Below are 25,165 nucleotides of genomic sequence, written 5' to 3' on the forward strand. Positions count from 1 at the left end.
CAGGCTGAACGGCAACCGCAGCAGGCTTGAACGACGGACGAGAACCACAGGAGGCGGCGCGCGTGTACGGCGACCCGGCAACCATCCGCAAGATCCTCACCGAGCTCGGCGACACCTGGGCCGTGGTGGGCCTCTCGAACAACCAGGACCGGGCGGCCTACGGCGTGGCCCGCGTGCTCCAGCGGTTCGGCAAGCGCGTGGTCCCCGTACACCCCAAGGCCGAGACGGTGCACGGCGAGCGCGGGTACGCCTCGCTGGAGGAGATCCCGTTCAAGGTGGACGTGGTGGACGTCTTCGTGAACAGCGAGCTGGCCGGCCCGGTGGCCGACCAGGCGGCCGCCATCGGCGCCGAGGCCGTCTGGTTCCAGCTCGGAGTGATCGACGAGGCCGCCTTCGACCGCACCCGCGCGGCCGGGCTGACCATGGTCATGGACCGCTGCCCGGCGATCGAGATCCCCGCGCTCTAGACCGGACGGACGGGCGGGATGGAGACGGCCATCGTCATCTCCATCGGCCCCGGCCCCTCGTTGCGGTAGGCGTGCGGCAGGTTCGCCTCGAACGAGACGGCCCCGCCCGCCGGGACCGCGTACCGCTCGCCGTCCACTTCGAGGGTCAGCTCCCCCTCCGTGACGTGCAGCATCTCGAAGGCGCCGGCCGGGTGGGGGTCCGAGGCGGTCCCGTCCCCGGGCTCGAGTCGGTAGATCCACATCTCCACCGGACCGCGCCTGTCGTCGCCGAGCAGCATGCTCGCACCGCTGCCCGCCTGGGATGACCACATCCGCACCCCCTGCCCGGGCAGCACCACCCGCACCTGCGGGGTGCGGTCGTGGTCCAGCAGCGTGGTGATGCTGACGCCGAGGGCGTCGGCCAGCTTGACCGTGGTCCCGACGCTGGGATTCGTACGGGCCTGCTCGATCTGGATGATCATCCCGCGGCTCACCCCCGCCCGGGCCGCGAGCCCGTCCAGGGTGAATCCGCGCTCCCCGCGCCACCGCTTGAGGTTGCGGGCGAGCGCCTGGGTGAGCTCTTCGAGATCGGACACGGACTCCCCACTCCATTTCGTCCAATATCTTGGATGACGCAGTCCAATAGACTGAACTATCATCCGGTGTCATCAATGCTGCACTCCACCGTTCACTGCACTGTACTGCGAGGCTCCGCATGACCGCCCTCTTCGCCCTGGCCACAGCCGTGCTGTGGGGTCTCGCCGACTTCGGCGGCGGGCTGCTGACCCGCCGGATACCGGCGCTCACGGTGGTAGTCGTCTCGCAGGTCGTCGCGGTCCTCGTACTCGGCGCGGTGGTCCTCGGCACCGGCGCCTGGCGGGAAGCCGGACCGCAGCTGTGGTTCGCGGTCGGCGCGGGTCTGGTCGGGCCGGTCGCGATGCTCAGCTTCTACAAGGCTCTGGCCCTCGGACCGATGGGAGTGGTCTCCCCGCTGGGCTCCCTCGGGGTGGTCGTGCCCGTCACCGCGGGCCTGGTCCTGGGCGAGCGGCCCGGCCTCGGCCAGTTCGCGGGGATCGCGGTGGCCGTCGTCGGCATCGTCCTGGCGGGCGGCCCGGAGCTGCGCGGCGCGCCCGTCCAGCGGCAGGCCGTCGTCCTGACCCTGGTCGCGGCCTTCGGGTTCGGCGCGGTGATGGCCCTGATCGCGGAGGCGTCCGCCACCCTCACCGGACTGTTCCTCGCACTGTTCGTCCAGCGGGTCACCAACGTCGCCGTGGGCGGCGCCGCCCTGTGGGCCCAGTCCCGGCGCGGCGTCCCGGCCCTGCCGGCGGGCACCGGTCCCCGGATCCTGTGGGGGCTGCTGCCCGCGCTGGCCTTCGTCGGCCTCGCGGACGTCGCGGCGAACGGCACGTACTCCATCGCCGCCCAGAGCGGCCCGGTCACCATGGCCGCCGTACTGTCCTCGCTCTACCCGGTGGTCACCGCGCTCGCCGCCTTCGCCGTGCTCAAGGAGCGGCTGCGCAGCATCCAGGCGGCGGGCGCCGGCCTGGCCCTGGCGGGAACGGTTCTCCTGGCCGCGGGCTGACCGGCCGGCCGGCCCGGCGGCCGCGAACACCCCTAAGCCGGCTCGACCTGCGCCTGCTCCGCCTCCGCCAGCTCGGCCAGCCCGCGCAGCTGCTCCGGGGTCATCCCGTCCGGGACCGGCACCGGCGCCGGCGTGCGCAGCGGCGGCTGCCAGCCCGTCTCCGGCTCCCAGCGCCGTACGATGCGCGCCGGCGCCCCCGCCACCACGGCGTGGTCCGGCACCTCGCCCCGTACGACGGCCCCCGCGGCCACCACGACGTTGCGGCCGAGCCGCGCGCCCGGCAGGATCACCGTGCCGGTGCCGAGCCAGCACCCCGGGCCGATCTCCACCGGCGCGCTGCGCGGCCACTGCCGGCCGACGGGCTGGTGCGGGTCGTCGTAGCTGTGGTTCGTGGACGTGATGTAGACGCCGGGACCGCAGAAGGTGTTCGCCTCGATCGTGATCCGGGCGTCGGCGATGACATGGCTGCCCCGGCCGATGACCACCCCGTCGCCGAGCACGAGCATCGGCTCCTTGCCCAGGTCGAGGTCCGGCATCATGCCGGCGGTGAGGGTGACCTGCTCGCCGATGATGCAGTGGGCGCCGAGCCGGATCCACGCCTCGCCGAAGACGGTGCCCTGCGGGAAGGCGAGCCGGGTGCCGTCCCCGATCGCGCCGAACCGCAGCTGGCCCGGGGTCTGCGCGGTCACCGCGCCGGCCTGCTGCATCCAGCGCCAGCCGGTGTGGACCGCGCGGCTCGCCAGCCGGCGGCGCAGGGCCGTCAGAGATGAGAACGTGTTCTGCTTCTTCGGCACCCGGCCACGTTAATGCGCCCGGCGTCGGTCGTCCGGACCACCATCCTGTGATCTTCACCCCATCGCGGGTGCCGCGGGCCGCGTGCCCTACGGTGCTGTTGGCGCGGCACCCGGACGACAGACAGACGGCAGAGGAAGAGAACATGACGCACCAGGCGGCCCAGGCACTCGTGGCGGGTGTCGGCGGCAAGAACCCGGACATCGACCCGACGGCCTTCACCGCGCCCACCTCGGTCGTGGTCGGCGACGTCACCCTCGCCGCCGGCGCGAGCCTCTGGTACTCGGCGGTGCTGCGCGCCGACTGCGGCCCGATCACGCTCGGCGCCGACAGCAACGTGCAGGACAACTGCACGATCCACGTGGACCCGGGCTTCCCGGTCTCGATCGGCGAGCGCGTCTCCATCGGCCACAACGCCGTCGTGCACGGCTGCACCGTCGAGGACGACTGCCTGATCGGCATGGGCGCGACCGTGCTGAACGGCGCCGTGATCGGCGCCGGTTCCCTGGTGGCCGCGCAGGCGCTGGTCCCGCAGGGCATGGTGGTCCCGCCCGGCTCGCTGGTGGCGGGCGTCCCGGCCAAGGTGCGCCGTGAGCTGTCCGAGGAGGAGCGCGAGCACATCCGGATCAACGCCGCGATGTACGTGGAGCTGGCCAAGCAGCACCGGGCCTCGGTCACCGTGGAGGGCTAGCGGGCGTCCCACGCCACCCGGAGTGCGGACAGGACGGCCGCGTACTCCGGGTCGCGGTCGCGCCAGCCGTATGTGATGCCGCCGTCCGCGTTGCGGTTGCGGCCCGCCATCGCGCCCAGCACGGTCCGCCTCGTGACCGCGGCGCCGCGCGCGAGCAGCTGGTCCACCATCGCGGGGTATCCGCAGGCGGCCGCCAGGTCGAGGGCGGTGCTGTCCTTCATCCGCCCCTCGATGTCGGCGCCCCGCTCCAGCAGCAGGTCCACGGTGTCCGGGTGCCCGGCCTCCATGGAGGTGGCCGCGAGGATCAGCGGCACGTGGTTGAGCTTCCCCTCCGGACCGTCCGGGTCGACGCCCGCGTCGAGGAGCGCCCGCACGACGTCCGTGTGCCCGTTCATCGCCGCCAGCGACAGCAGCCCCGACTCGTCGTACGGTCCGGCGACGTGCCGGGGCTCGGCGCCCGCGGCAAGGAGCAGCCGCACGATGTCCGCGTGCCCCGCGCACACCGCCAGGTCCAGCGCCCTGCGGCCGCCCTGGACCCAGTCGTCTGCATCGGCTCCCTCGGCCAGGAGGCGCTCGGCCAGGGCCGTGTCGCCGTTCTCCGCCGCCCGTCCCAGCCCGTTCACCAGCGGGTGGTAGTGGTCCTCCCGACCCGCGCCGGACCAGTCGGACGACTCGCTTTCCCGTCGCGCCGCCGTCACTCGCCGACCGTGGCCCGGGCCTCCGACTGTGCGGGGATCTCGGCCCCGGCCCCGGCCGCGCCCGCCTCGGCGGCCGCCTTCTTCATCCGGCTGCGCATCACCAGGGTCACCGCGAGCCCGAACAGCACGGCAAGAGCCAGGGCCAGCCAGGAGAACCGCTTCAGCCACGGCTCCGCGACGATGCCGACCGAGTAGATGACGGCCGTGGTGCCGCCCGCCCAGAGGATCCCGCCGAGGACGTTGGCGACGAGGAACCGCCAGTACGGCATGTGCAGCACGCCCGCCAGCGGCCCGGCGAAGATCCGCAGCAGCGCCACGAACCGCCCGAAGAAGACGGCCCACATGCCCCACTTCTCGAAGGACCGTTCCGCCAGGGCCACCTGCTGCGGCCCGAAGTGCCTGGGGAAGCGCCGGCCGAGCTTCTCCAGCAGCGGCTTGCCGCCCCGGCGGCCGATCGCATAGCCGATCGAGTCACCCACGATCGCCCCGGTGATCGCGCAGAGCCCGAGCACCACGGGGTCGATCTCGCCGTGCTGCGAGGCCAGCAGCGCCGAGCTGACCAGGATGATCTCACCCGGCAGCGGAATGCCGAGGCTCTCCAGCCCGATGACCAGACCCACCAGGAGATAGATGCTGACCGCCGGAATCGTCTCCAGCCATTCCTGGATGTGCACCGGTACGTCCTCCCGTGTCGTCCCCGGCGCGCCCCCTGTGACACGCCGAACGGGCAGCCTATCGGCTCGCCACCACCACCTTTGACTTCAGTGGCAGCTCGCGGGAGGAACGGCCCGCGAACACCTCCCGGCGGCCGGAACCCAGCACCCACGCATGCCGTTCCGGGTCCCAGGACGACAGCGCCCTGGCGTCGACGTCGACGGCGACGCGCTGCGCCTCGCCGGGCGCGAGGGTGAGCCGCCGGTAGCCGGCCAGTGCGCGCACCGGCTGGTCGAGCTGGAGCTCCGGGGACGGGCCGACGTACACCTGGGCCACTTCGGTGCCCTTGCGGCGGCCGGTGTTGCGGACGGTGAACTCCGCGCGCAGCCCGCCCCGCTCCGGCCGGACCGTGAGCTTCTCGTACTGCCAGGTCGTGTAGGAGAGCCCGTGCCCGAAGGGGAACAGCGGCTCCACCTGCTGGGCGTCGTACCAGCGGTGCCCGACGTGGACGCCCTCGGAGTACTCCTGCCGGCCGCCCAGTCCCGGGTAGCGCAGCGGGTCGCCGCCGACCGGGGTCGCCCGCTCGTCGGCCGGGAAGGTCTGGGTGAGGCGGCCGCCCGGGTCCACGTCGCCGAAGAGGACGTCGGCGGTGGCTCCCGCGCCCTCCTGCCCCGGGTAGTACATCTGGAGGACGGCCCCGGTGCGCGCGAGCCACGGCATGGTCGTGGCGGAGGAGGTGTTGAGCACCACCGTCGTACGGGGGTTCGCGGCGGCCACCGCCTCGATCAGCCGCTCCTGCCCGCCGGGGAGGGCCAGGGAGGTCCGGTCCCTGCCCTCGGTGGCGTCCCCGTAGGCGAACAGGACCACGCTGCGGGCCGATTTCGCCGTCCTCACGGCCTCGGCGAGGTCCGCGGCCCGGCTCGCCCCGGTGGTGTGCCGGAGCCGGAAGCGCTGGCCCCCGTCTCCGCCCCCGGCCGTCACGGCCAGCCGGTGGATGCCCGCCTTGAGGGCGAGGGTGCGGCGGCGGACGGCCATCCCGTCGGGGGCGGAGCCGAGGAGTCCGCCGGCGAAGTGCTCGGCCATGCCCTGCCGGACGGGGAACAGTTCCTCGCCGTCTAGGCGCACGGCGGGCCGCTGCCCGGTGTAGTGGACGATCAGGGTCCACTCGTCGTCCGCGGCGAGGCGGAACTCGCCCTCGTGGCTCCACTCGCGCCCGGGGGCCACGCTCTGCTCGTCGAGGGCGGCTGCCGGGGTCAGCAGCTGCGCGGGGAGAGGCCGTCCGTACAGGTCCTCGCCGAGGGCGTGGCGCACGGTGGAGCCGTTCCCGGCCCGTTGGCGGAGGGCGGTGAGCGGGGCGGCCGCCCCGTCGGGGACCACGTGCGCGCTGCCCCCGCCGCCGACGAACGGCACTTGGGCGGTGGGCCCGATCACCGCGATGGAGCGGGCGGCGGCGCCGGTCAGGGGCAGGGTGCGGGTTTCGTTGCGGAGCAGCACCGCCCCGGCGGTGGCCACCTTGCGGGCGACGCGGGCCCCGGCGGTGGCGTCGCGCGCGGGCCGGGCGGCGGGCCGGGCCGCCAGCAGCCCGAAGCGGTCCATGGTGGTCAGGATCCGGTGGACGGCGAGGTCGACGGCGGCCTCGGTCACGGATCCGCCGCGCACCGCCTCGCGCAGCGGCCCGCCGAAGTGGGTGCCGCCGGGCATCTCCATGTCGAGGCCGGCGCCGATGGCGGCGACGGTGCTGTGGGTGGCGTTCCAGTCGGACATCACCCAGCCGTCGAACCCCCAGCTCCCGCGCAGCAGTTCGTCGAGCAGCGGCTTGTTCTCGCAGGCGTGGACGCCGTTGACCTTGTTGTACGCGCCCATGACGGCGCCCGCGCCGGCGGCCACGGCGGCCTCGAAGCCCCGTAGCTCGGTCTCGTGCAGGGTCTGCTCGGTGGCGGTCACGTCGACGGTGTCGCGGCCGTGTTCCTGGTTGTTGAGGGCGAAGTGCTTGACGGTGGCGATGAGCCCTTCTTCCTGGACGCCCCGGATCACCTCCGCGACCAGGTCCGCCGTCAGCCGCGGGTCCTCGGCGAAGGTCTCGAAGTTCCGGCCCGCGTACGGGGTCCGGATGAGGTTGGCCATGGGTGCGAGCAGGACGTCCTGACCGAGTGCGCGGCCCTCGCGGCCGAGGACCCGGCCGTACTCGCGGGCCAGCGCCGGGTCGAAGGCGGAGGCGAGCAGGACCGGCGCGGGCAGTGCGGTGGCGTGCTGGGCGACCCGTACTCCGGCGGCCCCGTCGGCGAGGCGCAGCGCCGGGATGCCCAGGCGCGGTACGCCGGGCACGTAGCCGGCCTGGCCGAGGGGGGCGGGGTCCCGGGCTCCGTGCAGCAGGGCGGTCTTCTCTTCGAGGGTGAGCCGTTCCAGCAGGGCGTCGATGCGGGCGGCGCCGACGGCCCCGGCCCCGGGCCCGGGCCCGGGCCCGGCGGCGGATCCCCCGGCGGGTCCCGCTGCGGGCGTCGCCGTGGGGAGTCCCGCACCTGGCGGCACGGTGGGGGCGCAGGCCCCCGCGCCGAGGGCCGCTCCCACCCCGCCCGCCGCCGCGAGCAGCCGCATCGCCGAACGTCTGGACACGGACTCGCTCATCGGCGCTCCCTGCGGCGTGGTTCGGCGGGAGCGGCCCGCGCCGGACCGCTCCCCCGCCCACTGTGCGCCGCGCGCCGGCGTGCCCGGCCGAGACGCGCCACCGCGGACGCCCAGGTTCAGCCCTCCGGCAGCGGCGGCATGGTGTCGGCGGTCCGGCGCGGCTCGTCCTGCCGCTGGACCCGCGCCTCGGTGCGGTGCCCGCGCGCGATGTAGTCCCGTACGACGACCTCCACCGCGTCCTGCGGCGAGCCGACCCCGGCGAGCACCATCACCTCCACCACGAGCTCGGCATCGAGGCTGATGTTGACCTTGGCCACGGGCGCTCCCTCCATCGTCGTCCGACGGACTCTAGCCGCCGCACACCTTCGGAATCCGTGGTTCCGCCCGTTCGTCCGGCCGACTCCCCCGGCCGGCTCGCCCGGCCGACGGGACCACGGGCTCCCTGCTCACCCCCCGCGGGTGCGTCCTGCCGTCGCGGCGGCAGGCAAAAGGCCCCCGCCCGGCAGAGGCGGGGGCCTTCGCAGCGGCGCCGGGACCTATGCGTTGGGGCGCAGGGTCCAGACGACGGTCATTTCGCCGGTCACGGCCTCGTCCTCGCGCTGGATGGCGATGGTGACCGGGAATTCGGGGCGGCCGCCCGCGTCGAGTTCGGCGACGACCTCCGCGGCCGGGCGGCCGAGGGTGGCGGTGGCGGTCACGACGCCCTTGGCGAGCTTCTTGTAGCCGATCTCGGCCTTGACAGCGAGGGGCACGGCGCGCGAGAGCTGGTCGCCGAAGGCGGCCAGGACGATCGCGCCGCTCGCGGACTCGGCGAGGGTGAACATGGCGCCGGCGTGCGGGCCGCCGACGTGGTTGTGGTAGTCGGGCTGGTCCGGGAGCCGGACGACCGCGCGCTCGGGGGTGGTCTCCAGGAACTGGAGGTTCAGGGTCTGGGCCATCGGCACCGTCGCGGCGAGCAGTTCGCCCACGTTCATCTGATCTGCGCTCATGGGCGGCGATGTTACCCGCGAGTAGACATCTTTGGCCAGAGCTTCTCCAGGGGGCGGCCGTGGCTCCCGAGGTCCGCTCCCACTATCGTTACCGGCCATGTGGCCAGGACAGCAGCAGCCGCCCGGGGGCGAACAGAACCCCCAGGACGCGCACCAGAACCCGTACCAGCAGCAGCCCGGGCAGCCGAACCCGTACCAGCAGCAGCCCGGTTACGGATACCCGCAGCAGCCGGGGTACCAGCCGCCCGCAGGCGTTCCCGGCCAGCAATGGGGCCCGCCCCAGCAGCCGCAGCAGCAGCCCCAGGGCGGCGGCGGAAGCCCGTACTCGACCAAGACCGTGGCCATCGTCGCGGCGGCCGCCGTCGTGGTGGCCGCCGCCGCGACCGGCGCGTACGTCCTGACCCGGGACGACAAGAAGACCGAGGCCAACGACAAGCCGCCGGCGGCGAGCTCCCCGGCGGCTGCCGAGACGCCCGCCCCGGCCGGCAGCAGCGCCAACCCGCGGGCCGGCGGCAGCATGCAGCCCGTCATCCCGGGCTGGAAGGTGGTCGTCAACACCAAGTACAACGTCGCCTACGACGTGCCCCCCGAGTGGAACGTCAACGACTCCGGGGTGTCCCTCTCCAACCACGACGAGGCCGACGGCAAGCCGGTCGTCACGATGTCCGGGACCGCCACCCTCAAGCAGGAGTGGTGCACGGTCGACAAGAACGCGGACGGCACCCCGGAGAAGTACTCGCTCGCGGACACCGGCGTCAAGGGTGCCCAGGGCGCCAAGGACACGGCTCAGGTGGCGAGCGACAACACCGGCACCTGGGTCTGGGCGGCATACGCCCAGAAGGAGCCCAAGGGAACGGTGAAGGTCACCGAGCCCAAGGAGTACACGACCGCCTCCGGCATCAAGGGCCACACGGCGGTCGCGACCGCGCCGAACGTGAAGAAGGAGAACAAGTGCTCCTCGGACGGCAAGGCGATCGGCTTCGCCTTCAAGAACGCCGTCGGTGACTTCGCCAGCTTCGTGATCGTCGGCGCGGCGGGCGTGAAGGACGAGGTTCCGACCGACGTCTCCGACAAGATGCTCAGCTCCATCCGGCTCTCCACCGGCTGATCGCCCCTCCCCGCCCCGGTCCGGCAATCCGTTTGGATTCTCGGCCCGGGGCGGGGATAGTCCGGGGGTGAGTTCTCCCCCCGCCGCAGCGCCCCGTACGCCCGCACGCCGTCGCCGTCCCGACTGGGCGGGCCGCAACTACTCCCTGCTGACCGGCGCGGCGGTCGTCACCAACCTCGGCAGCCACGGAGCCCTCATCGCGGCCACCTTCGCGGTGATGGAGGCCGGCGGATCCAGTGGGGACATCGGCCTGGTCGCGGCCGCCCGTACGCTGCCGCTCGTCCTCTTCCTGCTCATCGGCGGCGCCGTCGCCGACCGGCTGCCGCGCCACCGCGTGATGGTCGCGGCCAACGCCCTGAACTGCCTCTCGCAGGCGGCCTTCGCGCTGCTCGTCCTCACCGGCGACCCCCAGCTGTGGCAGATGATGCTGCTGACCGCGCTGTGCGGCACCGGCACCGCCTTCTTCAATCCCGCGGCCGAGGGCATGCTGCTCTCCACGGTCTCCGGGGAGCACTCCAACCGGGCCTTCGCGCTGTTCCGCATGGCGATGAACGGCGCGGGCATCGGCGGCGCCGCCCTCGGCGGGGCCATGATCGCCGCGATGGGGCCGGGCTGGGTCCTGGCCGTGGACGCGGCCGCCTTCGCCGTCGCGGGCCTGCTGCGCGCGTTCCTCGACGTGAGCCACGTCCCCGGCCGGGCCCCGGGTGGCGGCCTGGTGGCCGACCTGCGCGAGGGCTGGACGGAGGTCCGGACCCGCCCCTGGCTGTGGAGCATTGTGCTCCAGTTCTCCGTCGTCGTCGCCGTCGTGGGCGCCGCGGAGGCGGTCTACGGTCCGCTGGTCGCCCGGGACCAACTGGGCGGGGCGGCTCCCTGGGGCGTGGCCCTCGCCTTCTTCGGGGTCGGCACCATCGCCGGGGCCGTCCTGATGATGGTGTGGAAGCCGCGCCGGCTGCTGCTGATCGGCACGCTGTGCGTGTTCCCGCTGGCGCTGCCGTCGGCGGGCCTGGCCGTGCCGCTGCCCGTGTGGGGGCTGTGCACGGTGATGTTCGTCAGCGGAGCCGCGATCGAGGTCTTCGGCGTGAGCTGGATGACCACGATGCACCAGGAGATCCCGGAGGAGAAGTTCTCCCGGGTCTCCGCCTACGACTGGTTCGGCTCCGTGTCGATGCTCCCGCTGGCCACCGCCCTGGCCGGCCCGGCCGAATCGGCCTTCGGCCGCACCCAGGCCCTGTGGGGCTGCGCGGCCCTGGTCATCCTGGCCACCGCCCTGGTCCTCCTGATCCCGGACGTCCGCCACATGACCCGCAAGTCCAAACCAACCCCCCTCCCCAAGCCCCCCACCCCGCACTCCAGCCCGTCCGCCCCGGCGACCCCCTCCAGCCCCGCCGGCGTTTGAGGCGCGGGGCGGAGCCCCGGCACGGCCCGGCACGGCCCGGCACGGCCCGGCACGGCCCGGCACGGCAGCACGCCGGCTACCCGATCGAGAACGCACCCTCCGGCGGCGCCGGAGACGGCGCCGCGTCCGCGTCAGCCACCGGCGCCGCGCCCTTCATGAACCGGACCAGCCCGTCCCCGTACTCCACCCTCGCGGGAAACACGTCACCCGCGCACCGCCGGGCCAGCGCAGCCACCGGAATCCCGGCATCGGAGGCCAGGAGCACCGCGTTCCCGAACCGCCGCCCCCGCAGCACCCCCGGCTCCGCGACCAGCGCTAGCTCCCCGAACGCCTCCGCGAAGTTCGCCAGTTGCGCCCGCAGGAAGTCGAACGGCGCCCCGTCGGCCAGGTTCGCCGCGTACAGCCCGCCGGGCCGCAGCACCCGAGCCGCCGCCCGCGCGTACTCCACCGACGTCAGCTGCGCCGGCACCCGCGAGCCGCCGAAGACGTCGGCGACCACCACGTCCGCACTCGCGGCCGGCGCCGCCTCCAGCCAGGCCCGGGCATCGGCGGTGTGCACCGTGATCCCGGACCCCTGCGGCAGCGGCAGGTGTTCGGCGACCAGCTCGACCAGGCCCGCGTCGAACTCGACGACCGCCTGCCGGGATCCCGCCCGGGTCGCGGCCGCGTAGCGGGGCAGGGTGAGCGCGCCGCCGCCCAGGTGCAGGAGGTCCAGTGCGCGCCCGGGCTCCGCCGCGCAGTCCAGCACGTGCGCGAGGCGGCGTACGTACTCGAATTCCAGGTGTTCCGGATCGTCCAGGTCCACATACGACTGCGGGGACCCGTCGACGGTCAGCAGCCAGGCCCGCTCCGCGTCCACGTCCGGCATCAGCTTGGCAGTGCCCTGGCCCACGTCCCGGACGACCGGGATCTGTTCGTCGCTCACCCCACCATTGTCGGGCGGTCCGCAACGGGACGGTCCGCCAGGGGGTGCGACCGGACCGGACCCGGCTCAGGCGGACCAGACGGCGGCCGCCTCCTCGACGTGCTCCACCGCCTGCGCCAGACCGGCCCGCGCCGCGGGGTCCCGCCGGGCGGGGTCGAGTACGTTGCGCCCGAAGACCTTGCGGGCCTGCGCCGACGGGCTGATCACCAGGACCCGCGCCCCAGCCTCCCGCAGCCGCGCGGCCTGCGCGGCCGGCGAGGGGACCAGCCCTGAGCCGAGGGAGATCGGCGCGATGATCACGACGCGGGCGTACCCCGCGGCGAGGTCGGCGTTGGTGGCGGAGCGGACGCCTCCGTCGATGAACCGGCGTCCGCCGACCGTCACCGGCGGCCACACCCCCGGCACGGCGCAGCTCGCCGAGACCGCGTCGACGAGCCCCGCGCCGCTCTCCCGGTCGAAGTCGGCCGGTTCGCCGGTCAGCGCGTCCACGGCGGTGACCACGAGCCGTCGCTCGGGCCATTCGTGCGAGACCAGCCGGGCGGCGAGCACCGCGCGCCGATCGGCCTCGGGCCCGGTGTCGGCGGCCAGAGCCATGGCGCCGACCCGCTGCCGGTAGGCCGTCGCGTTGCGGGAGCGGGCCATCGCGACGGCGTACCGCGCGATCACGCCGGCCCCCATTTTCGCGGCGATCTCCCCGGTGGCGTCGCCGAGCTGGCGTTCGTACAGCTCCCGCACGGACAGCTGCCCGCAGGTGAGCTGGGCGCCGACCACCGAGCCCGCCGAGGTGCCGACGACGATGTCGGCCGTGGTGAGGTCGACGCCCGCGCAGGCGAGCCCGTACAGGATTCCGCACTCCCAGCCCACGCCCGTCAGTCCGCCGCCGCCCAGCACCAGTGCCGTGTCGCCGCCCATCGCCGCCCGCCCCTCTGCTTCGCGCCTGCCTGTGGTGACGGCAGTCTGGCGCAGCAGCTCCGCCGTCACCACAGAGGGGTCCGCCTCAGGTCGGCCGGGTCACCCCAGCACGGCCGTCACGGTTCCCGCGCCGACCGTCCGCCCGCCCTCGCGGATCGCGAAGCCGAGCCCCGACTCCAGCGGGACGTCCCGCCCGAGCTCGACGGTCATCGTGACCGTCTGCCCCGGCCGGGCCACGCCGGCCTCGCCCAGGTCCACGTCCCCCACCACGTCGGCGGTGCGGATGTAGAACTGCGGCCGGTAGCCGGTGGCGACCGGCGTCGTACGGCCGCCTTCGCGCCCGGAGAGCACGTACACCTGCGCGGTGAAGCGCCGCTTGGGCGTCACGCTGCCGGGCGCGGCCACCACGTGACCGCGGCGCACGCCGTCGCGCGGGACCCCGCGCAGCAGCAGTGCGACGTTGTCCCCGGCCTCGGCGGACTCCATCGGCTTCCCGAAGGTCTCCAGTCCGGTGACGACCGTCTCGGCCGGCTCGCCGTCGCCGCCGAGCACCGCGACGCGGTCGCCGAGGCGGACGCTGCCGCGCTCGACGGCGCCGGTCACGACAGTCCCGCGCCCGGTGATGGTCAGCACGTTCTCCACCGGCAGCAGGAACGGCGCGTCCGTGTACCGCACCGGCGTCGGCACGTACGTGTCCACCGCGTCCAGCAGCGCCTCGATCGCCCCGGTCCACCGCGGGTCGCCCTCCAGCGCCCCGAGCCCGGAGACCCGTACGACCGGCGCGGCGTCCCCGCCGTAGCCGTGCGCGGTGAGCAGCTCGCGGACCTCCAGCTCGACCAGGTCGGTCAGCTCGGGGTCCCCGGCGTCGGCCTTGTTCAGTGCGACGACGATGTGGTCGACGCCGACCTGCCGGGCGAGGAGCACGTGCTCGGCCGTTTGCGGCATGACCCCGTCGAGGGCGGAGACGACGAGGATCGCCCCGTCGAGCTGCGCGGCCCCGGTGACCATGTTCTTGATGTATGTGGTTGGTTCACCCTTGCATGACTGTATCTGTGGCATGTAGGCGTGGGAAGAGCCCGCCCAACGGTCCTGCTCGCCGTCGCTCGGCGGGGCGGGAGCCTAGTACCTGCGATAGACGCGGATGGTCCGCTCAGCGACGCACACAGCCCCGTTGCGGAGGATCATCGTTCGGGTTGCTCCGGCCCGGTAGCGAAGATCGGCAATCGGGATCAGGTGGCCACCCGCTAAGACGTGATCACCGACTTTGAGTTCATGCGGCGGACAGTCCACGGGGGCCGTTCCCGGCGGGATGCGGACCGGGGGCTTCTCCCGTGGCGCGCGCCGCCTGAGGGGTACACAGCACGCCGTACGGGCGATCCACTGGAAGCCACCCGCGTCCATCAGGCGCACCACGGTCGGGGCCGGGTAGAGCTTGACGATCTCGCCCCGGCTCTGCTGCTGCCGGTCGAACACCTTCTCCCCCAGCTTGAAGCCGCTCACCGCCTCCGCCCCCGCTTGAGCCCCTGCGGGTCGTCACAGTCGATGTGGCAATAGACCACCACGTCCGGCCCCTTGGGCTTCTCAAGGCTCCCCCTCCGGCAGCGTTCAAGTGTCTTGATCGGCCTCATACAGGCGGGGCACGTCTCACCTGCCGGAGCAAAGGTCTCGTATTCGAATCGGGTTGCGTCGGTCTCACTGCCGGTCGCCATCGCTGCGCCCTTCGGTCGTCTGCCCGTGCCGGAGATCGTCCCGCCGGTCAGCGCGAGCACACAGGGACGCAACGTCCTACTTTTCCGCCCTTAGGCGACCCCCAGAAACGTCGCCAGTTTCCGCAGCCCCGGGGGCCTTGCCGACCCTGCCCAGAGATCAGAGACGATCGCTACGGCCAAGGTGTGGTGCCTCATCCACCCTGGGGCCACCTGCCGCAGCTTCTCAAGCGCCTTGACGGCTCCGGCTGCGTCCCCGATGTCGGTATGGGCTCGGGCCACGTCCAGCAGCAGCCACGTCCGCCACGACGGGGGAGTGTCCGGGCTGAGCCGCATCCCCTTGGCCAAGGAAAGGGCTTCCTCCGGCCGTTCGTGCTGGACGGCCAGGCGCACCCGCTCAATGCGCACTGACGATCGGTTGAACACCGACACGAGCTTGCTGTCAGCGGGGGGCGGGAGCGTCGCCAGGCGGCCGGCTGCCTTCTCCGCCGTGACCATCATGTCGTTGGCGGTCTCGTAGTCGTCGCTGCGGGCGTACGACGTAGCCGCAGACATCAACAGGCCGCCCCACACACGGACACCCTCCGACGTGCCCGTGTGTTCGCGCTCCACCCCGTCCGCCGCGTGTACGGCCAGGCTCCGGGCGTCGTCCAGCCGGGCCTGGCGTTGGTAGGCCCACGCCACGGAGTTGGAGACCATCGGGGCCAGCAGGGGGTCTGACGAGTCTCCGGCAGCAGCATAGGCGCGCTCCAGTGCGGACAGTGCCAGGTCAGTCTTCCCGAGCCGGATCGCCAGGTGTCCGGCGAGCTGGAGCGCCTTGCCGAGTGCTGCTTGACCGGCAGCGCGTTGCTCCGGGTTTCCTACCGCAGCGAGTAGGCGCGCGTCAGCGATGATGCCCGGCAGAACGTCCATGAGACGGCCGAACTCAGCTGCGTGGTACAGCGTCCACCCCTCCGCCAGTTCAGCCCGCAGAAGGGGCAGCGAGAGCCGTTCAACCCCCGTCGGCTCAACGGGCGGAGCGAACAGGGGCGGCATGATCGCGCGTCGTACGGCAACGAGCTGAGGCGGTTCGGCATCGCCGCTGGACGGTACGCCGGGCGGATCTCCCAGCAGACCCGTCAGCTCCACGCCGAGCCCCTTGGCGAGTGAATGCAAGGTGGGCAGGCGTGCGCTGTGCTTCCGGTGCTGCTCTAGCTTTCGGATCACGTCCACGGACACGCCGGAGCGCTCGGCAAGTCCCTCTTGGGTGAGGTCAGCGAGGCGGCGCAGTCTGGCCATGCGGTCGCCCAGGTGCTCAGTAGCCATGAAACAGAAGCTACGCCCGAGCGGCGCGTCTGTGTGATCGACGTCAAAACCCGTACGGGGAGCGGCCCGCCATCACGTTGCGGTCCCTGATCTACCCCTTACGGACCCCCTCCCCGCCCCTTAACAGGGTCGTTCTGAAGTGGCTTGCGGGGTGTTCCCGCTGATCAAGTGCCCAGTGCTCCCGGAAAAAAGGCTTGCACCTAGCGCACGCATTCCGAGCTTGAGCCGGGATCGCCGGACGGTTCGCCGGCTCAACTTTCGCAGCGCCCCACCCCGCCCGGACAACAGAAAAACCGTCCACCCGCAGAGGGGTAGACGGTCTCTCGGAAGGTGGACTACTTGCTCTCGTCCAGCGCCCGGTACAGCGTCGCGCGGGACACCTTGAGAGCCTTGGCGATGGCTGTGACGCTCTCGCCCTGAGCCTTGCGAGCCTTCGCCGCAGCGAGCTTGTCAGCGTCCATCACGGCCGGACGGCCACCCACACGCCCCTGAGCCCTGGCAGCGTCCAGACCCGCACGCGTCCGGTCCTTGATCAGGCTCCGCTCAAACTCCGCCATGGCGCCCACCACCTGAAGCATGAGCCGTCCGTCCGGCGTGTTCGGATCGATCGACGCCAGCGCACCCGTCAGCACCTTGAACCCGACCCCACGGGCAGCGAGAGCGTCCACCATGTTCACCAGGTCGATCAGCGAGCGAGCGAATCTGTCCAGCTTCCACACACACAGGGTGTCCCCGGCGCGCACGTAGTCGAGAACGACGGCAAGCTCAGGGCGGTCCGTGTTCTTGCCGCTCGCCTTGTCCGTGAAGACCCGTGCGCAACCCGCTGCCGCAAGCGCGTCGTGCTGGAGCTGAGCTTCCTGGTCATCCGTGCTGACCCGTGCGTAACCGATGAGGTGTCCCGCGTTCGTGTTCATGACCACATCGTCTCACAACTCATCTCAGAACCTCAAGGGTTTCAGGGAGGTTTTGAGACGGGTAGTGGACACCAATTCGGGCCCCTGACATCGTCAACGCGACCGTCTCATAAACCATCGTTTGATGGACGCCTCATCGGCGGTCACGCACTGCAACGATCATCCCGCGCAAACGTCCTGACTAGCCATCAGGGAGTTTTCTCTCACTGCCGCTCATGGCTGAGACGGCCCGAGGGTGCCCCCCCTGGGGGGGTCACTCCGGCAGCGCGACGCCCCGCCAACCCTCATAGCCGGCCAGCTTCCGGCGCACACCAAACCGCTTGTCCATCGCAGCGAACAGAGCGCGCTTCCCCGTCACTGCACCCAGCGAACGAGCCAAGACGGGTTCCGCAGTCACGAACGCTTCCCATGCCGCAGTGGTACGTACGTGCACGCCATGCGGCGCAGAGCCAAGGTTCCGCACCCATGACGCCGGATCGTTCAGCGGGGCACGGAAGGCGTCGAACTGTGAAGCCAGCGAGAGGAGCTGAGTTGCCCGAGTGTCCGAAGCGGACTCCACCTCTGACGCCACCTCGCGCATGTGGTGGATCAGCGGACGTGCGATATCGACAGGGCCTCGCCGGACCGCGCTCTGGACCGCCCGGATCCGGGACGGTCAGGTCGTCGAGTGGCGCGTCCACGAGGACACTCCCGACGTCCGGAAGGAGCTGGCGGTCCAGGAGGGCCGATAGCCCCTTCGGCGCCGAGGGCCGATCCCTACGCGGCGGGAAGGTTCTTGAGCGCCTCGCGCACGGACAGCGGGGCCAGGTTTGCGCGTTCGGCCTCGACGAAGGCGCGCACCGCGCCGGGGTCGGTCTTCGCGTACTCCCGCAGGGACCATCCGATGGCCTTGCGCAGGAAGAAGTCCGGGTGGCCGGCCCGGCGACGGCAGTAGGCGAAGAGGCGCCCGGTGTCGGTGGCGGCCTTGTAGCGGAGCTGGTGCAGCAGGGCGGCGCGGACGAGCCAGAGGTCCTCGTCCTCGATCCACTCGTCCATCACCTCCGCCAGCTCCGGGTCGGCTGCCACCAGCGGGCCGACCGCGTGCGCGGCCAGCAGGTCGACGGTGTCCCACCAGGGGACGGTGACGATCAGATGCCGGATCACCGGCAGGAAGCCGGAGGAGCACCGGGGGACGTGGCGGCGCAGGTAGTCCACCGCGAAGTAGTGGTACTCGCGCTCGGGGAGCCGCCAGCAGCGCAGCGCGAGCGCCGTGCAGTCCCCCTCCGACGGTGTGGGGGTGTCCCGGGTCACGGCCTTCGACAGTTCCCGGCGCCGCGGCGTCGGGATGCCGAGAAAGGGTGCGACGCCCTTCATGTACGCGGTCATCGCCGCGGCCCGCGCGGGGTCGGCGGCTGCCGCGTACGTCCTGGTCAGCCGGTCCAGGAGGGTGTCCGCGAGGGGGCTGCCGGGAACCCTCGGGGGCCGCCGGTCGTTCGACAGCATGAGGCCCAGATTACGGCGCGACGCCGCATACGTCGGCTACTCTCCCGGGATGTCCCTCCTCCTCGCGCCGTGGACCCGGCTGTCGCTGCTCGTCGTGCTGCTGGTGGCGGCCGGCGTGTGCGTGCTGCTGTTCGAGCCCCAGCGCCTGCTCTCGGAGGGCTGGCCCCCGGGCCTCCCGGTGGGCACGGCGGTCCTGCTGTTCGCAGCCGCGTACGGTGTGTGCGCCGCGGCCTTCGTACCGCGCCCCCTGCTGAACCTGGCCGCGGGAGCCGTCTTCGGCACCCAGTTCGGCCTCGTCGCAGCGGTCGGCGGCACCGTCCTCGGCGCCGGGATCGCCTTCGGCCTCGGCCGGATCATGGGCCAGGAGGCTTTGCGCCCGTACCTGCGCGGCCGCTGGCTCGAGGCGGCGGACGGCCAGCTCAGCCGGCACGGCTTCCGCTCGATGCTCGCCGTCCGGCTCTTTCCCGGTGTGCCCTTCGTGGTGGCCAACTACTGCGCGGCGGTGTCCCGCTGCGGCTGGATCCCCTTCCTCCTCGCGACGGCGCTCGGCGTCGTGCCGAACACCACCGCGTACGTGATCGCCGGGGCCAGCGCCTCCTCCCCCGGTTCGCCCGCCTTCCTGGTCTCCTTCGCCTTCATCGTGGTCTCGGTGGTGGCGGCCGGGGCCGTCGCCTGGCGCAAGCGGCACCGCCTGGCACCCCCGCGATCCCGGGATTCGGCGTACGAACTGACGCCCCAGCACCCCCCCGTGGTCAGTGGCACTTCGCACGGGCTCTAGCATCGGACGCGAACTGCCCGACGATCACAAGGACGAGCGCACCCCGACATGAGCTGGTTCGAATCCCTAATCCTCGGTCTCGTCCAGGGGCTTACGGAGTTCCTCCCGATCTCCTCCAGCGCCCACCTGCGGCTGACCGCGGCGTTCGCCGGCTGGCACGACCCAGGAGCGGCCTTCACCGCGATCACCCAGATCGGCACCGAGGCCGCCGTCCTGATCTATTTCCGCAAGGACATCGCGCGGATCATCTCCACCTGGTTCCGTTCCCTGTACACAAAGGCCCTGCGCTCCGAGCAGGACGCCAAGATGGGCTGGCTGGTGATCGTCGGCTCGATCCCGATCGGCGTCCTCGGTCTGGTCTTCAAGGACGCGATCGTGGGCCCGGCCCGTGACCTGCGGCTGACGGCGACCACCCTCATCGTGATGGGCATCGTGCTCGGCGTCGCCGACCGGCTGGCCGCACGCGACGAGGAGGGCGGCCGGCACCGCGCCATCCGCGAGCGCAAGACGCTCAAGGAGCTCAGCGTCAAGGACGGCCTGATCTTCGGCGCCTGCCAGGCGATGGCCCTGATCCCGGGCGTCTCCCGGTCCGGCGCGACGATCTCCGGCGGTCTGCTGCTGGGCTTCACCCGCGAAGCCGCGGCGCGGTACTCCTTCCTCCTCGCCATCCCGGCCGTCCTGGCCTCGGGAGCGTTCGAGATCCTGGACGTGGTCGAGGAGCCGGGCCACATCTCCTGGGGTCCGACGATCTTCGCCACGGTCATCGCCTTCTTCGTGGGCTACGCCGTGATCGCGTGGTTCATGCGCTTCATTACCACCAAGAGCTTCATGCCCTTCGTGATCTACCGGATCCTGCTCGGCATCCTGCTGTTCGTGCTGATCGGCGCGGACGTGCTGAGCCCGCACGCGGGCGAGTCCGGCTCCTAGCAGGACCGATCTACCCCTTCGCGTGAACCGGAAGCCGCTCGGGAACGTTCCCGGGCGGCTTCCGCGTCGTTGTGCCTGAAGAGACCTGAAGAGACCGGAAGGCAAGCAAGCAGGGGGTGTCCCATGGGTCGAGTGGTGCTGGAGCGTTTTCCGGCCGGAAGTCCGAGGGGGAGCTGGCCCGCCGAGGAGTACGCGGCGCAGCGCATGCGGGAGGGGGTGCCGGCCGAGGTGGTCATGGATCTGGACAGCGACGCGTTCCTCGTCGTGGTCCGCCAGCGGGAGGCCCGTTCCGGTCACTGAGCGCCCGCGGGAAGATCCGGTCCGCGCACGCCCCTTGGCCTCGGGCCCGTGCAGCCCCACACTGACCCGATGACTCAGCGTGTGGATCTCGCGACGGTAATGGACCGGCTGGCGATCGACGAAGTGGTCACGGGCTACGCGGTGGCCGTCGACGACGGCGACTGGGCCGCCTACCGCGCCCTCTTCACCGCCTCCGGGCGGGTCGACTACAGCTCGGCGGGCGGGATCGAGGGTTCGGCGGGGGAGGTCGCGGACTGGCTCGCGCAGACCATGAAGCTCTTCCCCGTACGTCAGCACCTGATCGTCAACCGGCTCGTCCGGCTGGAGGACCTGGGCGGTTCGCCCGGCGACAGCGCCGAGGTCCGGGCGGACTTCCTCAACCCGATGCGCCTGGCGGGGCCGGAGTCCGATCCTGCCGTCACCGCTCCCAACTTCGTCGCCGCCGGACGCTACGCCTTCGCGCTGGCCCGCACCCGTGACGGCTGGCGGCTCACCCGCGTCACCGTGCACGAGACGTGGCGGCACATGTCCGCCTGAGCCTGCCCGGCCCTGCACTGCCAGACTGGAGGCGGAGGCGCCATGATCGCGATGCGGAACGAGTGGATGCGTCGGTGGCGCGCGCCCGCCGCGGTCGCCGCCGGAGCGCTGCCCGCCCTCGCCTTCCCCGCCCCCGCGCTGTGGTGGTTCGCGTACGTCGCCCTCGCGCCCTGGATGCTGCTGCTGAGGTCGGCCCCCACCGGGCGGCGGGCTGCCCTGGAGGGCTGGCTCGGCGGCGCGGGGTTCATCGTGGCCGTCCACCACTGGCTGCTGCCCAGCCTGCACGTCTTCCTGATTCCGGTGGCCGCGCTGCTGGGGCTGCTCTGGATCCCCTGGGCGCTCCTGGTGCGGGAGCTGCTCGGGGGGGTCCCGTCGGCCGGCCGGGCGGTGTCCGCGCTGGTCCTCGTACCGGCGGGTTGGCTGCTGTCGGAGCTGGTCCGGTCCTGGCAGGGGCTGGGCGGGCCGTGGGGGCTGCTGGGAGCCAGTCAGTGGCAGGTGCCGCCCGCGCTGCGGCTGGCCTCCGTGGGCGGCGTGTGGCTGGTCAGCCTGCTGGTGGTGGCGGTGAACTGTGCCCTGGTGCTGCTGCTGGCGGTGCCGGGGGCGCGGATCCCGGCGGTGGCGGGGATCACGGGGTGCGCGGTGCTGACGGCGGTGGTGTGGGTGTGGGCGGCGGGCCCCGCGGAGTCCGGCCGGCTGCGCGTGGCCGTCGTACAGCCGGGCCCGGTGCCGGACGGCCCGGACAGCGTGGAGCGACGGTTCTCGGTCGGTGAGCGGCTGACCCGGCCGCTGGCCGGGCAGCGGGTCGACCTCGTGGTGTGGGGCGAGAGCAGCGTCGGCGAGGACCTGACGGCCCGCCCGGACCTGGCCCGGCGGCTGGCCTCGCTGTCGGCGGAGGTGGGGGCTCCGCTGCTGGTCAACGTGGACGCGCGGCGGGCGGACCGGCCGGGGATCTACAAGAGCGCGGTGCTCGTGGGCCCCGGAGGGCCCACCGGCGACCGGTACGACAAGATGCGGCTCGTCCCCTTCGGGGAGTACGTACCGGCCCGGGCGCTGCTCGGCTGGGCCACTTCGGTCGGAAAGGCGGCCGGCGAGGACCGGGTGCCCGGCGCGGCCCCGGTGGTCATGGACCTGCCCGCGCGACCGGACGGGGCCGGCGCCCCCACCGGTGTCCGCCTCGGTCCCCTGGTCTGCTTCGAGTCGGCCTTCCCCGACATGAGCCGGCGCCTGACCCTCGACGGGGCCTCGCTGCTCATCGCCCAGTCGGCGACGTCCACCTTCCAGGAGAGCTGGGCCCCGGCCCAGCACGCCTCGCTGGCGGCCCTGCGCGCCGCCGAGAACGGCCGCCCGATGGTGCACGCCACCCTCACAGGCATCAGCGTCGTGCACGGCCCCTCCGGCGAGCGGATCGGCGCGGCCCTGCCGACCTCCGCGAGCGCGGCGGCGGTGTACGAGGTCCCGCTCGCCCGGGGCACGACCCTCTACGGCCGCTTCGGGGACTGGCCGGTGGGGGCCTCCCTCGCCGCGCTCGCGGTGTACTGCGCGGTGGCGGGCGTCCGTTCGCTCAGGAGGCCTGCTCCAGAGCCGACTTCACCACCTGCTCGCACAACTGGTGGGTGAGCAGTGCGTCCCGCGCGCTGAGGGTCTTGCCGGTCTCGACGGCCTCGAAGAAGTGGTCCACGACCTGCTCGATGCCGCGCTGGCGGGCGACGGACACCCAGTCCCCGCGGCGCCGCACGGTCGGCTGGCCCTTGTGGTCGATGACCTCGGCGAGGTTGACGACCTGCCGCTTGGTGTCCCGGCCTGAGACCTCCAGGATCTCCTCGGTGGAGCCGGACAGCCGGTTCATGATGCCGAGCGCGGTGAAGCCGTCGCCGGACAGCTGGAGCACGACCTGGTGCATCAGCCCCTCGCGCACCACGGCCCGGACGTCGACGTGGTCGGTCGCGCCGGGGAGCAGGAAGCGCAGGGTGTCGACGACGTGGATGAAGTCGTCCAGGACCAGCGTGCGCGGGTCCTCGGGCAGCCCGACCCGGTTCTTCTGCATGATGATCAGATCGCGCGGGTGGTCGGCGCACTGCGCGTAGGCGGGCGCGTGACGGCGGTTGAAGCCGACGACGAGCGAGACCCCCTGCTCCTCGGCCAGTTCCACCAGCCGCACCGAGTCCGCGAGCTCGTAGGCGAGCGGCTTGTCCACGTACGTCGGCACGCCGGCCCGGAGCAGTCGCGTGACGATCTCGGGGTGGGCCGCGGTCGAGGCGTGCACGAAGGCGGCGTCGAGCCCCTCGGCCAGCAGCGCGTCGAGGTCGGTGTGCCGGCGCGCGGCGGGGACGTGGTGGATCTCGCCGACCCGCTCCAGCGTGGCGGGAGTGCGGGTCTGCAGGTGCAGCTCGAGGCCCGGGCGGGTGGTCAGGACGGGCAGGTACGCCTTCTGCGCGATGTCGCCGAGTCCGATGCAGCCGACCTTCACCGGGAGACCTCCAGGTTGATCCTTGTGGGACTTCAGCAGCTTAATCCCTGGTGGCAGGGGCCCGGTTCACCGAGGATGTCCCTCATGACCACCAGTTCTGGATCACATCGCACCGAGCCCGCGACCACCGCCGACGAGCGGGACATGCTGGACGGCTGGCTCGACTACCACCGCGCGACCCTCGCCTGGAAGTGCGAGGGGCTCCAGGACGAGCAGCTGCGCCGCACCCCGCTCGCGCCCTCCGAGTTGAGCCTCCTGGGCCTCGTACGGCACATGGCGGAGGTGGAGCGGTACTGGTTCCGGGAGATCATGCTCGGCGCGGACCTTCCTGAGCTGTACTGCACCGACGAGGACCCGGACGGCGACTTCCACTTCAGCGACGACGCCACCTGGGCCGAGAACGAGCAGGTGTGGCAGACCGAGGTCGAACTGGCGCGCCAGGCCGCCTCGGGCCGTTCGCTGGACCTGCTGTCGCAGGCCGAGAGCCACCACCGCGGCGAGGTCTTCAGCCTGCGCTGGGTCTACACCCACATGATCGAGGAGTACGCGCGCCACAACGGCCACGCGGACCTGCTGCGCGAGCAGATAGACGGAGCCACGGGCGACTAGAACCCGGCTTCCGGGCCGGGCCGGATCCGCCGGACACCCCGCTCGCCGTCACCCGTGCGGGGTGAATATCCGCTCCGGGTTTCCGCAACGAGGTCCCCGCACAGCAGAGTTGCGCGGGTGCATCCAACCCGAACCACGACAACCCTGCTCCTCGGAGTCGCCTGTGCCGTCTCGGCCGTCTCCGGCTGTGTGAACGTGAGCCCCGGTCCCGTGCAGCCGGCGGCGGTCCCCGCCGGCGAGGCGCCCCGCCACGAGCCGCGCGGCAGGCCCGGGGCCGCCCCCGTGGTCGTCCAGGCGCCCGCCCTGGAGGCGCTGAAAGCGGTCCCGGAGCAGCCCGCTCACCCGGTGGCCCCCGCGCCCGCCCGGCCGTCCGCCCGGCAGCCCGGCCAGGGCCCCTCCGGCGGGCCCGCACCGGACGTGCCGCCGGTCCCTGACATCCCGGAGCCGCCGAAGCCCGCCGAGCCCGCGTCCGGGCGTCCCGGCGGCCGCCCTGAGCATTCCCGGCGCGATGGCGAGGTGGAGCGCGAACTGGTACGGAAGCTGCCGGTGCGGCCGGCCGACGTGTGCGCGCTGGGCCGCCGGCACGGCCGCTGGCACCCGGACAGCCCGGAGGCCCGCATCTGCGCGGGCGTCCGCGACGGCTGACCGCCAGGGCCCGCCCTTCGGGATCGGGCCGCGCCGCGGCGCCCCTACGGGGACTGCTCCGGGAACGGCCGGGGCCCGGCGCCCGGTTCCGTGGCCAGGCGCCGGTCCAGCCGTGCGATGGCCTCGCGCACGCCGTTCCCGTACCCGTCGTCCGGGAGGTTCCCGGTGGCCGCCCGGGCCCGCGCCAGGTGGACCCGGGCGGCCTCCGGACGCTGCAGCTTCACGTAGTCGGCGGCCAGGCTGAGGTGCAGGGACGGGTAGAACACGCGCATCGCGAGATGCGGCTCCCGCGGCGCCGTCCCCCCGTCCCGGGCCCCGGTGGCGGGCCGGTCGCCCAGGGCTTCGGCGGCGGTCAGGGCCCGCAGGTCCCAGGCCAGTTCGTCGGCGGGATCGTCCTGGGCGTCGGCCATGTAGTGGGCGAGGGTGCAGCGGTGGAGGTCGTCCCCCTCCTCGCCGATCTCCGACCAGATCGCACCGAGCCGGTTGCGGGCCTCCTCGCGGTCCCCGGCGTGCAGCAGGATGACCGCCTGGCCGATCCTGGTCATGACGGCGTCCTCCGACGCCTCCTGCTGCTCCGTCACCGCGGCCTCCGGCTTGCTCCGCCAGACCTGCTCCGGGTCTGATCATCACGAAGCTAGCCGGAGGTGGCGGCAATGGCGCCGAGGCGCGGTCGGACG

General features: G+C 72.7%; 28 protein-coding genes and 1 pseudogene. 13 read left to right on the forward strand and 16 right to left on the reverse strand.

What is annotated here, in order from left to right:
- Positions 1-62: 62 nt before the first annotated feature.
- The gene (locus OG332_RS07460) at positions 63-467 is read left to right on the forward strand and encodes a CoA-binding protein (protein WP_327419136.1); all 405 of its coding nucleotides are present in this window, start codon (positions 63-65) and stop codon (positions 465-467) included.
- Here the strand turns inward: OG332_RS07460 and OG332_RS07465 are convergent.
- Complete coding sequence (locus OG332_RS07465; RefSeq protein ID WP_327412702.1) at positions 464-1,042, reverse strand: helix-turn-helix domain-containing protein; 579 nt, start codon at positions 1,040-1,042, stop codon at positions 464-466. The genes OG332_RS07460 and OG332_RS07465 overlap by 4 nt on opposite strands.
- A gap of 119 nt (positions 1,043-1,161) precedes the next feature.
- On the opposite strand from OG332_RS07465, the gene OG332_RS07470 reads away from it, so the two are divergent.
- Positions 1,162-2,028 (forward strand): DMT family transporter, encoded by an 867-nt coding sequence (locus OG332_RS07470; RefSeq protein ID WP_327412703.1) that lies wholly within the window; start codon positions 1,162-1,164, stop codon positions 2,026-2,028.
- A gap of 32 nt (positions 2,029-2,060) precedes the next feature.
- Here OG332_RS07470 and OG332_RS07475 read toward each other — a convergent pair whose 3' ends face one another.
- Positions 2,061-2,822 carry an acyltransferase gene (locus OG332_RS07475; RefSeq protein WP_327412704.1) on the reverse strand — a complete coding sequence of 254 codons (762 nt, stop codon included), beginning with the start codon at positions 2,820-2,822 and terminating at the stop codon, positions 2,061-2,063.
- A 143-nt stretch (positions 2,823-2,965) separates the two neighbouring features.
- Between OG332_RS07475 and OG332_RS07480 the strand changes: the two genes are divergently transcribed.
- Positions 2,966-3,511: a gamma carbonic anhydrase family protein gene (locus OG332_RS07480; protein ID WP_327412705.1), complete on the forward strand. Its 546-nt coding sequence runs from the start codon at positions 2,966-2,968 to the stop codon at positions 3,509-3,511.
- Here the strand turns inward: OG332_RS07480 and OG332_RS07485 are convergent.
- The 5 genes from OG332_RS07485 to OG332_RS07505 all read right to left on the reverse strand — a co-directional run bounded on the left by OG332_RS07485 (position 3,508) and on the right by OG332_RS07505 (position 8,477).
- Positions 3,508-4,209: an ankyrin repeat domain-containing protein gene (locus OG332_RS07485; protein WP_327412706.1), complete on the reverse strand. Its 702-nt coding sequence runs from the start codon at positions 4,207-4,209 to the stop codon at positions 3,508-3,510. The two genes, OG332_RS07480 and OG332_RS07485, sit on opposite strands and share 4 nt — an antisense overlap.
- Positions 4,206-4,883: a DedA family protein gene (locus OG332_RS07490; RefSeq protein WP_327412707.1), complete on the reverse strand. Its 678-nt coding sequence runs from the start codon at positions 4,881-4,883 to the stop codon at positions 4,206-4,208. The genes OG332_RS07485 and OG332_RS07490 overlap by 4 nt, the downstream gene beginning before the upstream one ends.
- Before the next feature lie 58 nt (positions 4,884-4,941).
- Positions 4,942-7,488 (reverse strand): beta-glucosidase family protein, encoded by a 2,547-nt coding sequence (locus OG332_RS07495; RefSeq protein WP_327412708.1) that lies wholly within the window; start codon positions 7,486-7,488, stop codon positions 4,942-4,944.
- Between the two features lie 116 nt (positions 7,489-7,604).
- Positions 7,605-7,805, reverse strand: a complete 201-nt coding sequence (locus OG332_RS07500) for a type II toxin-antitoxin system VapB family antitoxin (protein ID WP_327412709.1) — start codon at positions 7,803-7,805, stop codon at positions 7,605-7,607.
- A gap of 219 nt (positions 7,806-8,024) precedes the next feature.
- Entirely contained in the window at positions 8,025-8,477 is a 453-nt protein-coding gene (locus OG332_RS07505; protein ID WP_327412710.1) for a DUF4442 domain-containing protein, read from the reverse strand.
- 97 nt (positions 8,478-8,574) lie between these two features.
- Between OG332_RS07505 and OG332_RS07510 the strand changes: the two genes are divergently transcribed.
- Together OG332_RS07510 and OG332_RS07515 are read left to right on the forward strand one after the other, a co-directional pair.
- The gene (locus OG332_RS07510; RefSeq protein ID WP_327412711.1) at positions 8,575-9,585 is read left to right on the forward strand and encodes a hypothetical protein; all 1,011 of its coding nucleotides are present in this window, start codon (positions 8,575-8,577) and stop codon (positions 9,583-9,585) included.
- Positions 9,586-9,652: 67 nt separating this feature from the next.
- Positions 9,653-10,981 carry an MFS transporter gene (locus OG332_RS07515; protein ID WP_327412712.1) on the forward strand — a complete coding sequence of 443 codons (1,329 nt, stop codon included), beginning with the start codon at positions 9,653-9,655 and terminating at the stop codon, positions 10,979-10,981.
- A 76-nt stretch (positions 10,982-11,057) separates the two neighbouring features.
- Here OG332_RS07515 and OG332_RS07520 read toward each other — a convergent pair whose 3' ends face one another.
- From OG332_RS07520 to OG332_RS07545, 6 genes and pseudogenes are all read right to left on the reverse strand, one after another.
- Positions 11,058-11,849, reverse strand: coding sequence for a spermidine synthase (locus OG332_RS07520; RefSeq protein ID WP_327419137.1), 792 nt, complete (start codon positions 11,847-11,849; stop codon positions 11,058-11,060).
- 123 nt (positions 11,850-11,972) lie between these two features.
- Positions 11,973-12,818, reverse strand: coding sequence for a patatin-like phospholipase family protein (locus tag OG332_RS07525; protein ID WP_327419138.1), 846 nt, complete (start codon positions 12,816-12,818; stop codon positions 11,973-11,975).
- A 99-nt stretch (positions 12,819-12,917) separates the two neighbouring features.
- A pseudogene (locus OG332_RS07530) lies at positions 12,918-13,838 on the reverse strand (GTP-binding protein); the annotation flags it as partial.
- Between the two features lie 99 nt (positions 13,839-13,937).
- Positions 13,938-14,318 (reverse strand): hypothetical protein, encoded by a 381-nt coding sequence (locus tag OG332_RS07535; protein WP_327412713.1) that lies wholly within the window; start codon positions 14,316-14,318, stop codon positions 13,938-13,940.
- Between the two features lie 299 nt (positions 14,319-14,617).
- Positions 14,618-15,829: a helix-turn-helix domain-containing protein gene (locus OG332_RS07540; protein WP_327412714.1), complete on the reverse strand. Its 1,212-nt coding sequence runs from the start codon at positions 15,827-15,829 to the stop codon at positions 14,618-14,620.
- 335 nt (positions 15,830-16,164) lie between these two features.
- On the reverse strand, positions 16,165-16,743 hold the full coding sequence (locus OG332_RS07545; RefSeq protein WP_327412715.1) for a recombinase family protein: 579 nt from the start codon (positions 16,741-16,743) through the stop codon (positions 16,165-16,167).
- A 539-nt stretch (positions 16,744-17,282) separates the two neighbouring features.
- On the opposite strand from OG332_RS07545, the gene OG332_RS07550 reads away from it, so the two are divergent.
- On the forward strand, positions 17,283-17,474 hold the full coding sequence (locus OG332_RS07550) for a hypothetical protein (protein ID WP_327412716.1): 192 nt from the start codon (positions 17,283-17,285) through the stop codon (positions 17,472-17,474).
- Between the two features lie 25 nt (positions 17,475-17,499).
- On the opposite strand, the gene OG332_RS07555 is transcribed toward OG332_RS07550, so the two are convergent.
- Entirely contained in the window at positions 17,500-18,225 is a 726-nt protein-coding gene (locus OG332_RS07555; RefSeq protein WP_327412717.1) for a DNA alkylation repair protein, read from the reverse strand.
- Positions 18,226-18,274: 49 nt separating this feature from the next.
- Between OG332_RS07555 and OG332_RS07560 the strand changes: the two genes are divergently transcribed.
- The 5 genes from OG332_RS07560 to lnt all read left to right on the forward strand — a co-directional run bounded on the left by OG332_RS07560 (position 18,275) and on the right by lnt (position 22,384).
- Positions 18,275-19,003 carry a TVP38/TMEM64 family protein gene (locus OG332_RS07560; RefSeq protein ID WP_327412718.1) on the forward strand — a complete coding sequence of 243 codons (729 nt, stop codon included), beginning with the start codon at positions 18,275-18,277 and terminating at the stop codon, positions 19,001-19,003.
- Positions 19,004-19,051: 48 nt separating this feature from the next.
- On the forward strand, positions 19,052-19,930 hold the full coding sequence (locus tag OG332_RS07565) for an undecaprenyl-diphosphate phosphatase (protein ID WP_327412719.1): 879 nt from the start codon (positions 19,052-19,054) through the stop codon (positions 19,928-19,930).
- A 123-nt stretch (positions 19,931-20,053) separates the two neighbouring features.
- A complete protein-coding gene (locus OG332_RS07570) occupies positions 20,054-20,230 on the forward strand; it encodes a hypothetical protein (RefSeq protein WP_319729209.1) in 177 nt (58 codons plus the stop codon).
- A 69-nt stretch (positions 20,231-20,299) separates the two neighbouring features.
- Complete coding sequence (locus OG332_RS07575; protein WP_327412720.1) at positions 20,300-20,767, forward strand: nuclear transport factor 2 family protein; 468 nt, start codon at positions 20,300-20,302, stop codon at positions 20,765-20,767.
- A gap of 42 nt (positions 20,768-20,809) precedes the next feature.
- Positions 20,810-22,384, forward strand: coding sequence for an apolipoprotein N-acyltransferase (gene lnt, locus OG332_RS07580; RefSeq protein WP_327412721.1), 1,575 nt, complete (start codon positions 20,810-20,812; stop codon positions 22,382-22,384).
- Here lnt and OG332_RS07585 read toward each other — a convergent pair.
- Positions 22,329-23,234, reverse strand: coding sequence for a Gfo/Idh/MocA family protein (locus OG332_RS07585; RefSeq protein WP_327412722.1), 906 nt, complete (start codon positions 23,232-23,234; stop codon positions 22,329-22,331). The two genes, lnt and OG332_RS07585, sit on opposite strands and share 56 nt — an antisense overlap.
- Before the next feature lie 84 nt (positions 23,235-23,318).
- On the opposite strand from OG332_RS07585, the gene OG332_RS07590 reads away from it, so the two are divergent.
- Both OG332_RS07590 and OG332_RS07595 read left to right on the forward strand, forming a co-directional pair.
- Positions 23,319-23,843, forward strand: coding sequence for a DinB family protein (locus tag OG332_RS07590; protein WP_327412723.1), 525 nt, complete (start codon positions 23,319-23,321; stop codon positions 23,841-23,843).
- Positions 23,844-23,960: 117 nt separating this feature from the next.
- Positions 23,961-24,488, forward strand: a complete 528-nt coding sequence (locus OG332_RS07595; protein ID WP_327412724.1) for a hypothetical protein — start codon at positions 23,961-23,963, stop codon at positions 24,486-24,488.
- Between the two features lie 44 nt (positions 24,489-24,532).
- On the opposite strand, the gene OG332_RS07600 is transcribed toward OG332_RS07595, so the two are convergent.
- Positions 24,533-25,069 carry a hypothetical protein gene (locus OG332_RS07600; protein WP_327412725.1) on the reverse strand — a complete coding sequence of 179 codons (537 nt, stop codon included), beginning with the start codon at positions 25,067-25,069 and terminating at the stop codon, positions 24,533-24,535.
- Positions 25,070-25,165: the final 96 nt, after the last annotated feature.

Origin of the sequence: Streptomyces sp. NBC_01233 (assembly GCF_035989305.1) — a bacterium.
Lineage (GTDB): Bacteria > Actinomycetota > Actinomycetes > Streptomycetales > Streptomycetaceae > Streptomyces.

Bases quoted from the DNA above. Each gene is read 5' to 3' on its own strand.
- OG332_RS07470 (WP_327412703.1), top strand. From the start codon at position 1,162: ATGACCGCCCTCTTCGCCCTGGCCACAGCCGTGCTGTGGGGTCTCGCC.
- OG332_RS07495 (WP_327412708.1), bottom strand. From the start codon at position 7,488: ATGAGCGAGTCCGTGTCCAGACGTTCGGCGATGCGGCTGCTCGCGGCG.
- OG332_RS07545 (WP_327412715.1), bottom strand. From the start codon at position 16,743: ATGAACACGAACGCGGGACACCTCATCGGTTACGCACGGGTCAGCACG.
- OG332_RS07570 (WP_319729209.1), top strand. From the start codon at position 20,054: ATGGGTCGAGTGGTGCTGGAGCGTTTTCCGGCCGGAAGTCCGAGGGGG.
- OG332_RS07555 (WP_327412717.1), bottom strand. From the start codon at position 18,225: ATGCTGTCGAACGACCGGCGGCCCCCGAGGGTTCCCGGCAGCCCCCTC.
- OG332_RS07540 (WP_327412714.1), bottom strand. From the start codon at position 15,829: ATGGCTACTGAGCACCTGGGCGACCGCATGGCCAGACTGCGCCGCCTC.
- OG332_RS07525 (WP_327419138.1), bottom strand. From the start codon at position 12,818: ATGGGCGGCGACACGGCACTGGTGCTGGGCGGCGGCGGACTGACGGGC.
- OG332_RS07560 (WP_327412718.1), top strand. From the start codon at position 18,275: ATGTCCCTCCTCCTCGCGCCGTGGACCCGGCTGTCGCTGCTCGTCGTG.
- OG332_RS07575 (WP_327412720.1), top strand. From the start codon at position 20,300: ATGACTCAGCGTGTGGATCTCGCGACGGTAATGGACCGGCTGGCGATC.
- lnt (WP_327412721.1), top strand. From the start codon at position 20,810: ATGATCGCGATGCGGAACGAGTGGATGCGTCGGTGGCGCGCGCCCGCC.
- OG332_RS07520 (WP_327419137.1), bottom strand. From the start codon at position 11,849: ATGCCGGACGTGGACGCGGAGCGGGCCTGGCTGCTGACCGTCGACGGG.
- OG332_RS07565 (WP_327412719.1), top strand. From the start codon at position 19,052: ATGAGCTGGTTCGAATCCCTAATCCTCGGTCTCGTCCAGGGGCTTACG.
- OG332_RS07510 (WP_327412711.1), top strand. From the start codon at position 8,575: ATGTGGCCAGGACAGCAGCAGCCGCCCGGGGGCGAACAGAACCCCCAG.
- OG332_RS07590 (WP_327412723.1), top strand. From the start codon at position 23,319: ATGACCACCAGTTCTGGATCACATCGCACCGAGCCCGCGACCACCGCC.
- OG332_RS07505 (WP_327412710.1), bottom strand. From the start codon at position 8,477: ATGAGCGCAGATCAGATGAACGTGGGCGAACTGCTCGCCGCGACGGTG.
- OG332_RS07480 (WP_327412705.1), top strand. From the start codon at position 2,966: ATGACGCACCAGGCGGCCCAGGCACTCGTGGCGGGTGTCGGCGGCAAG.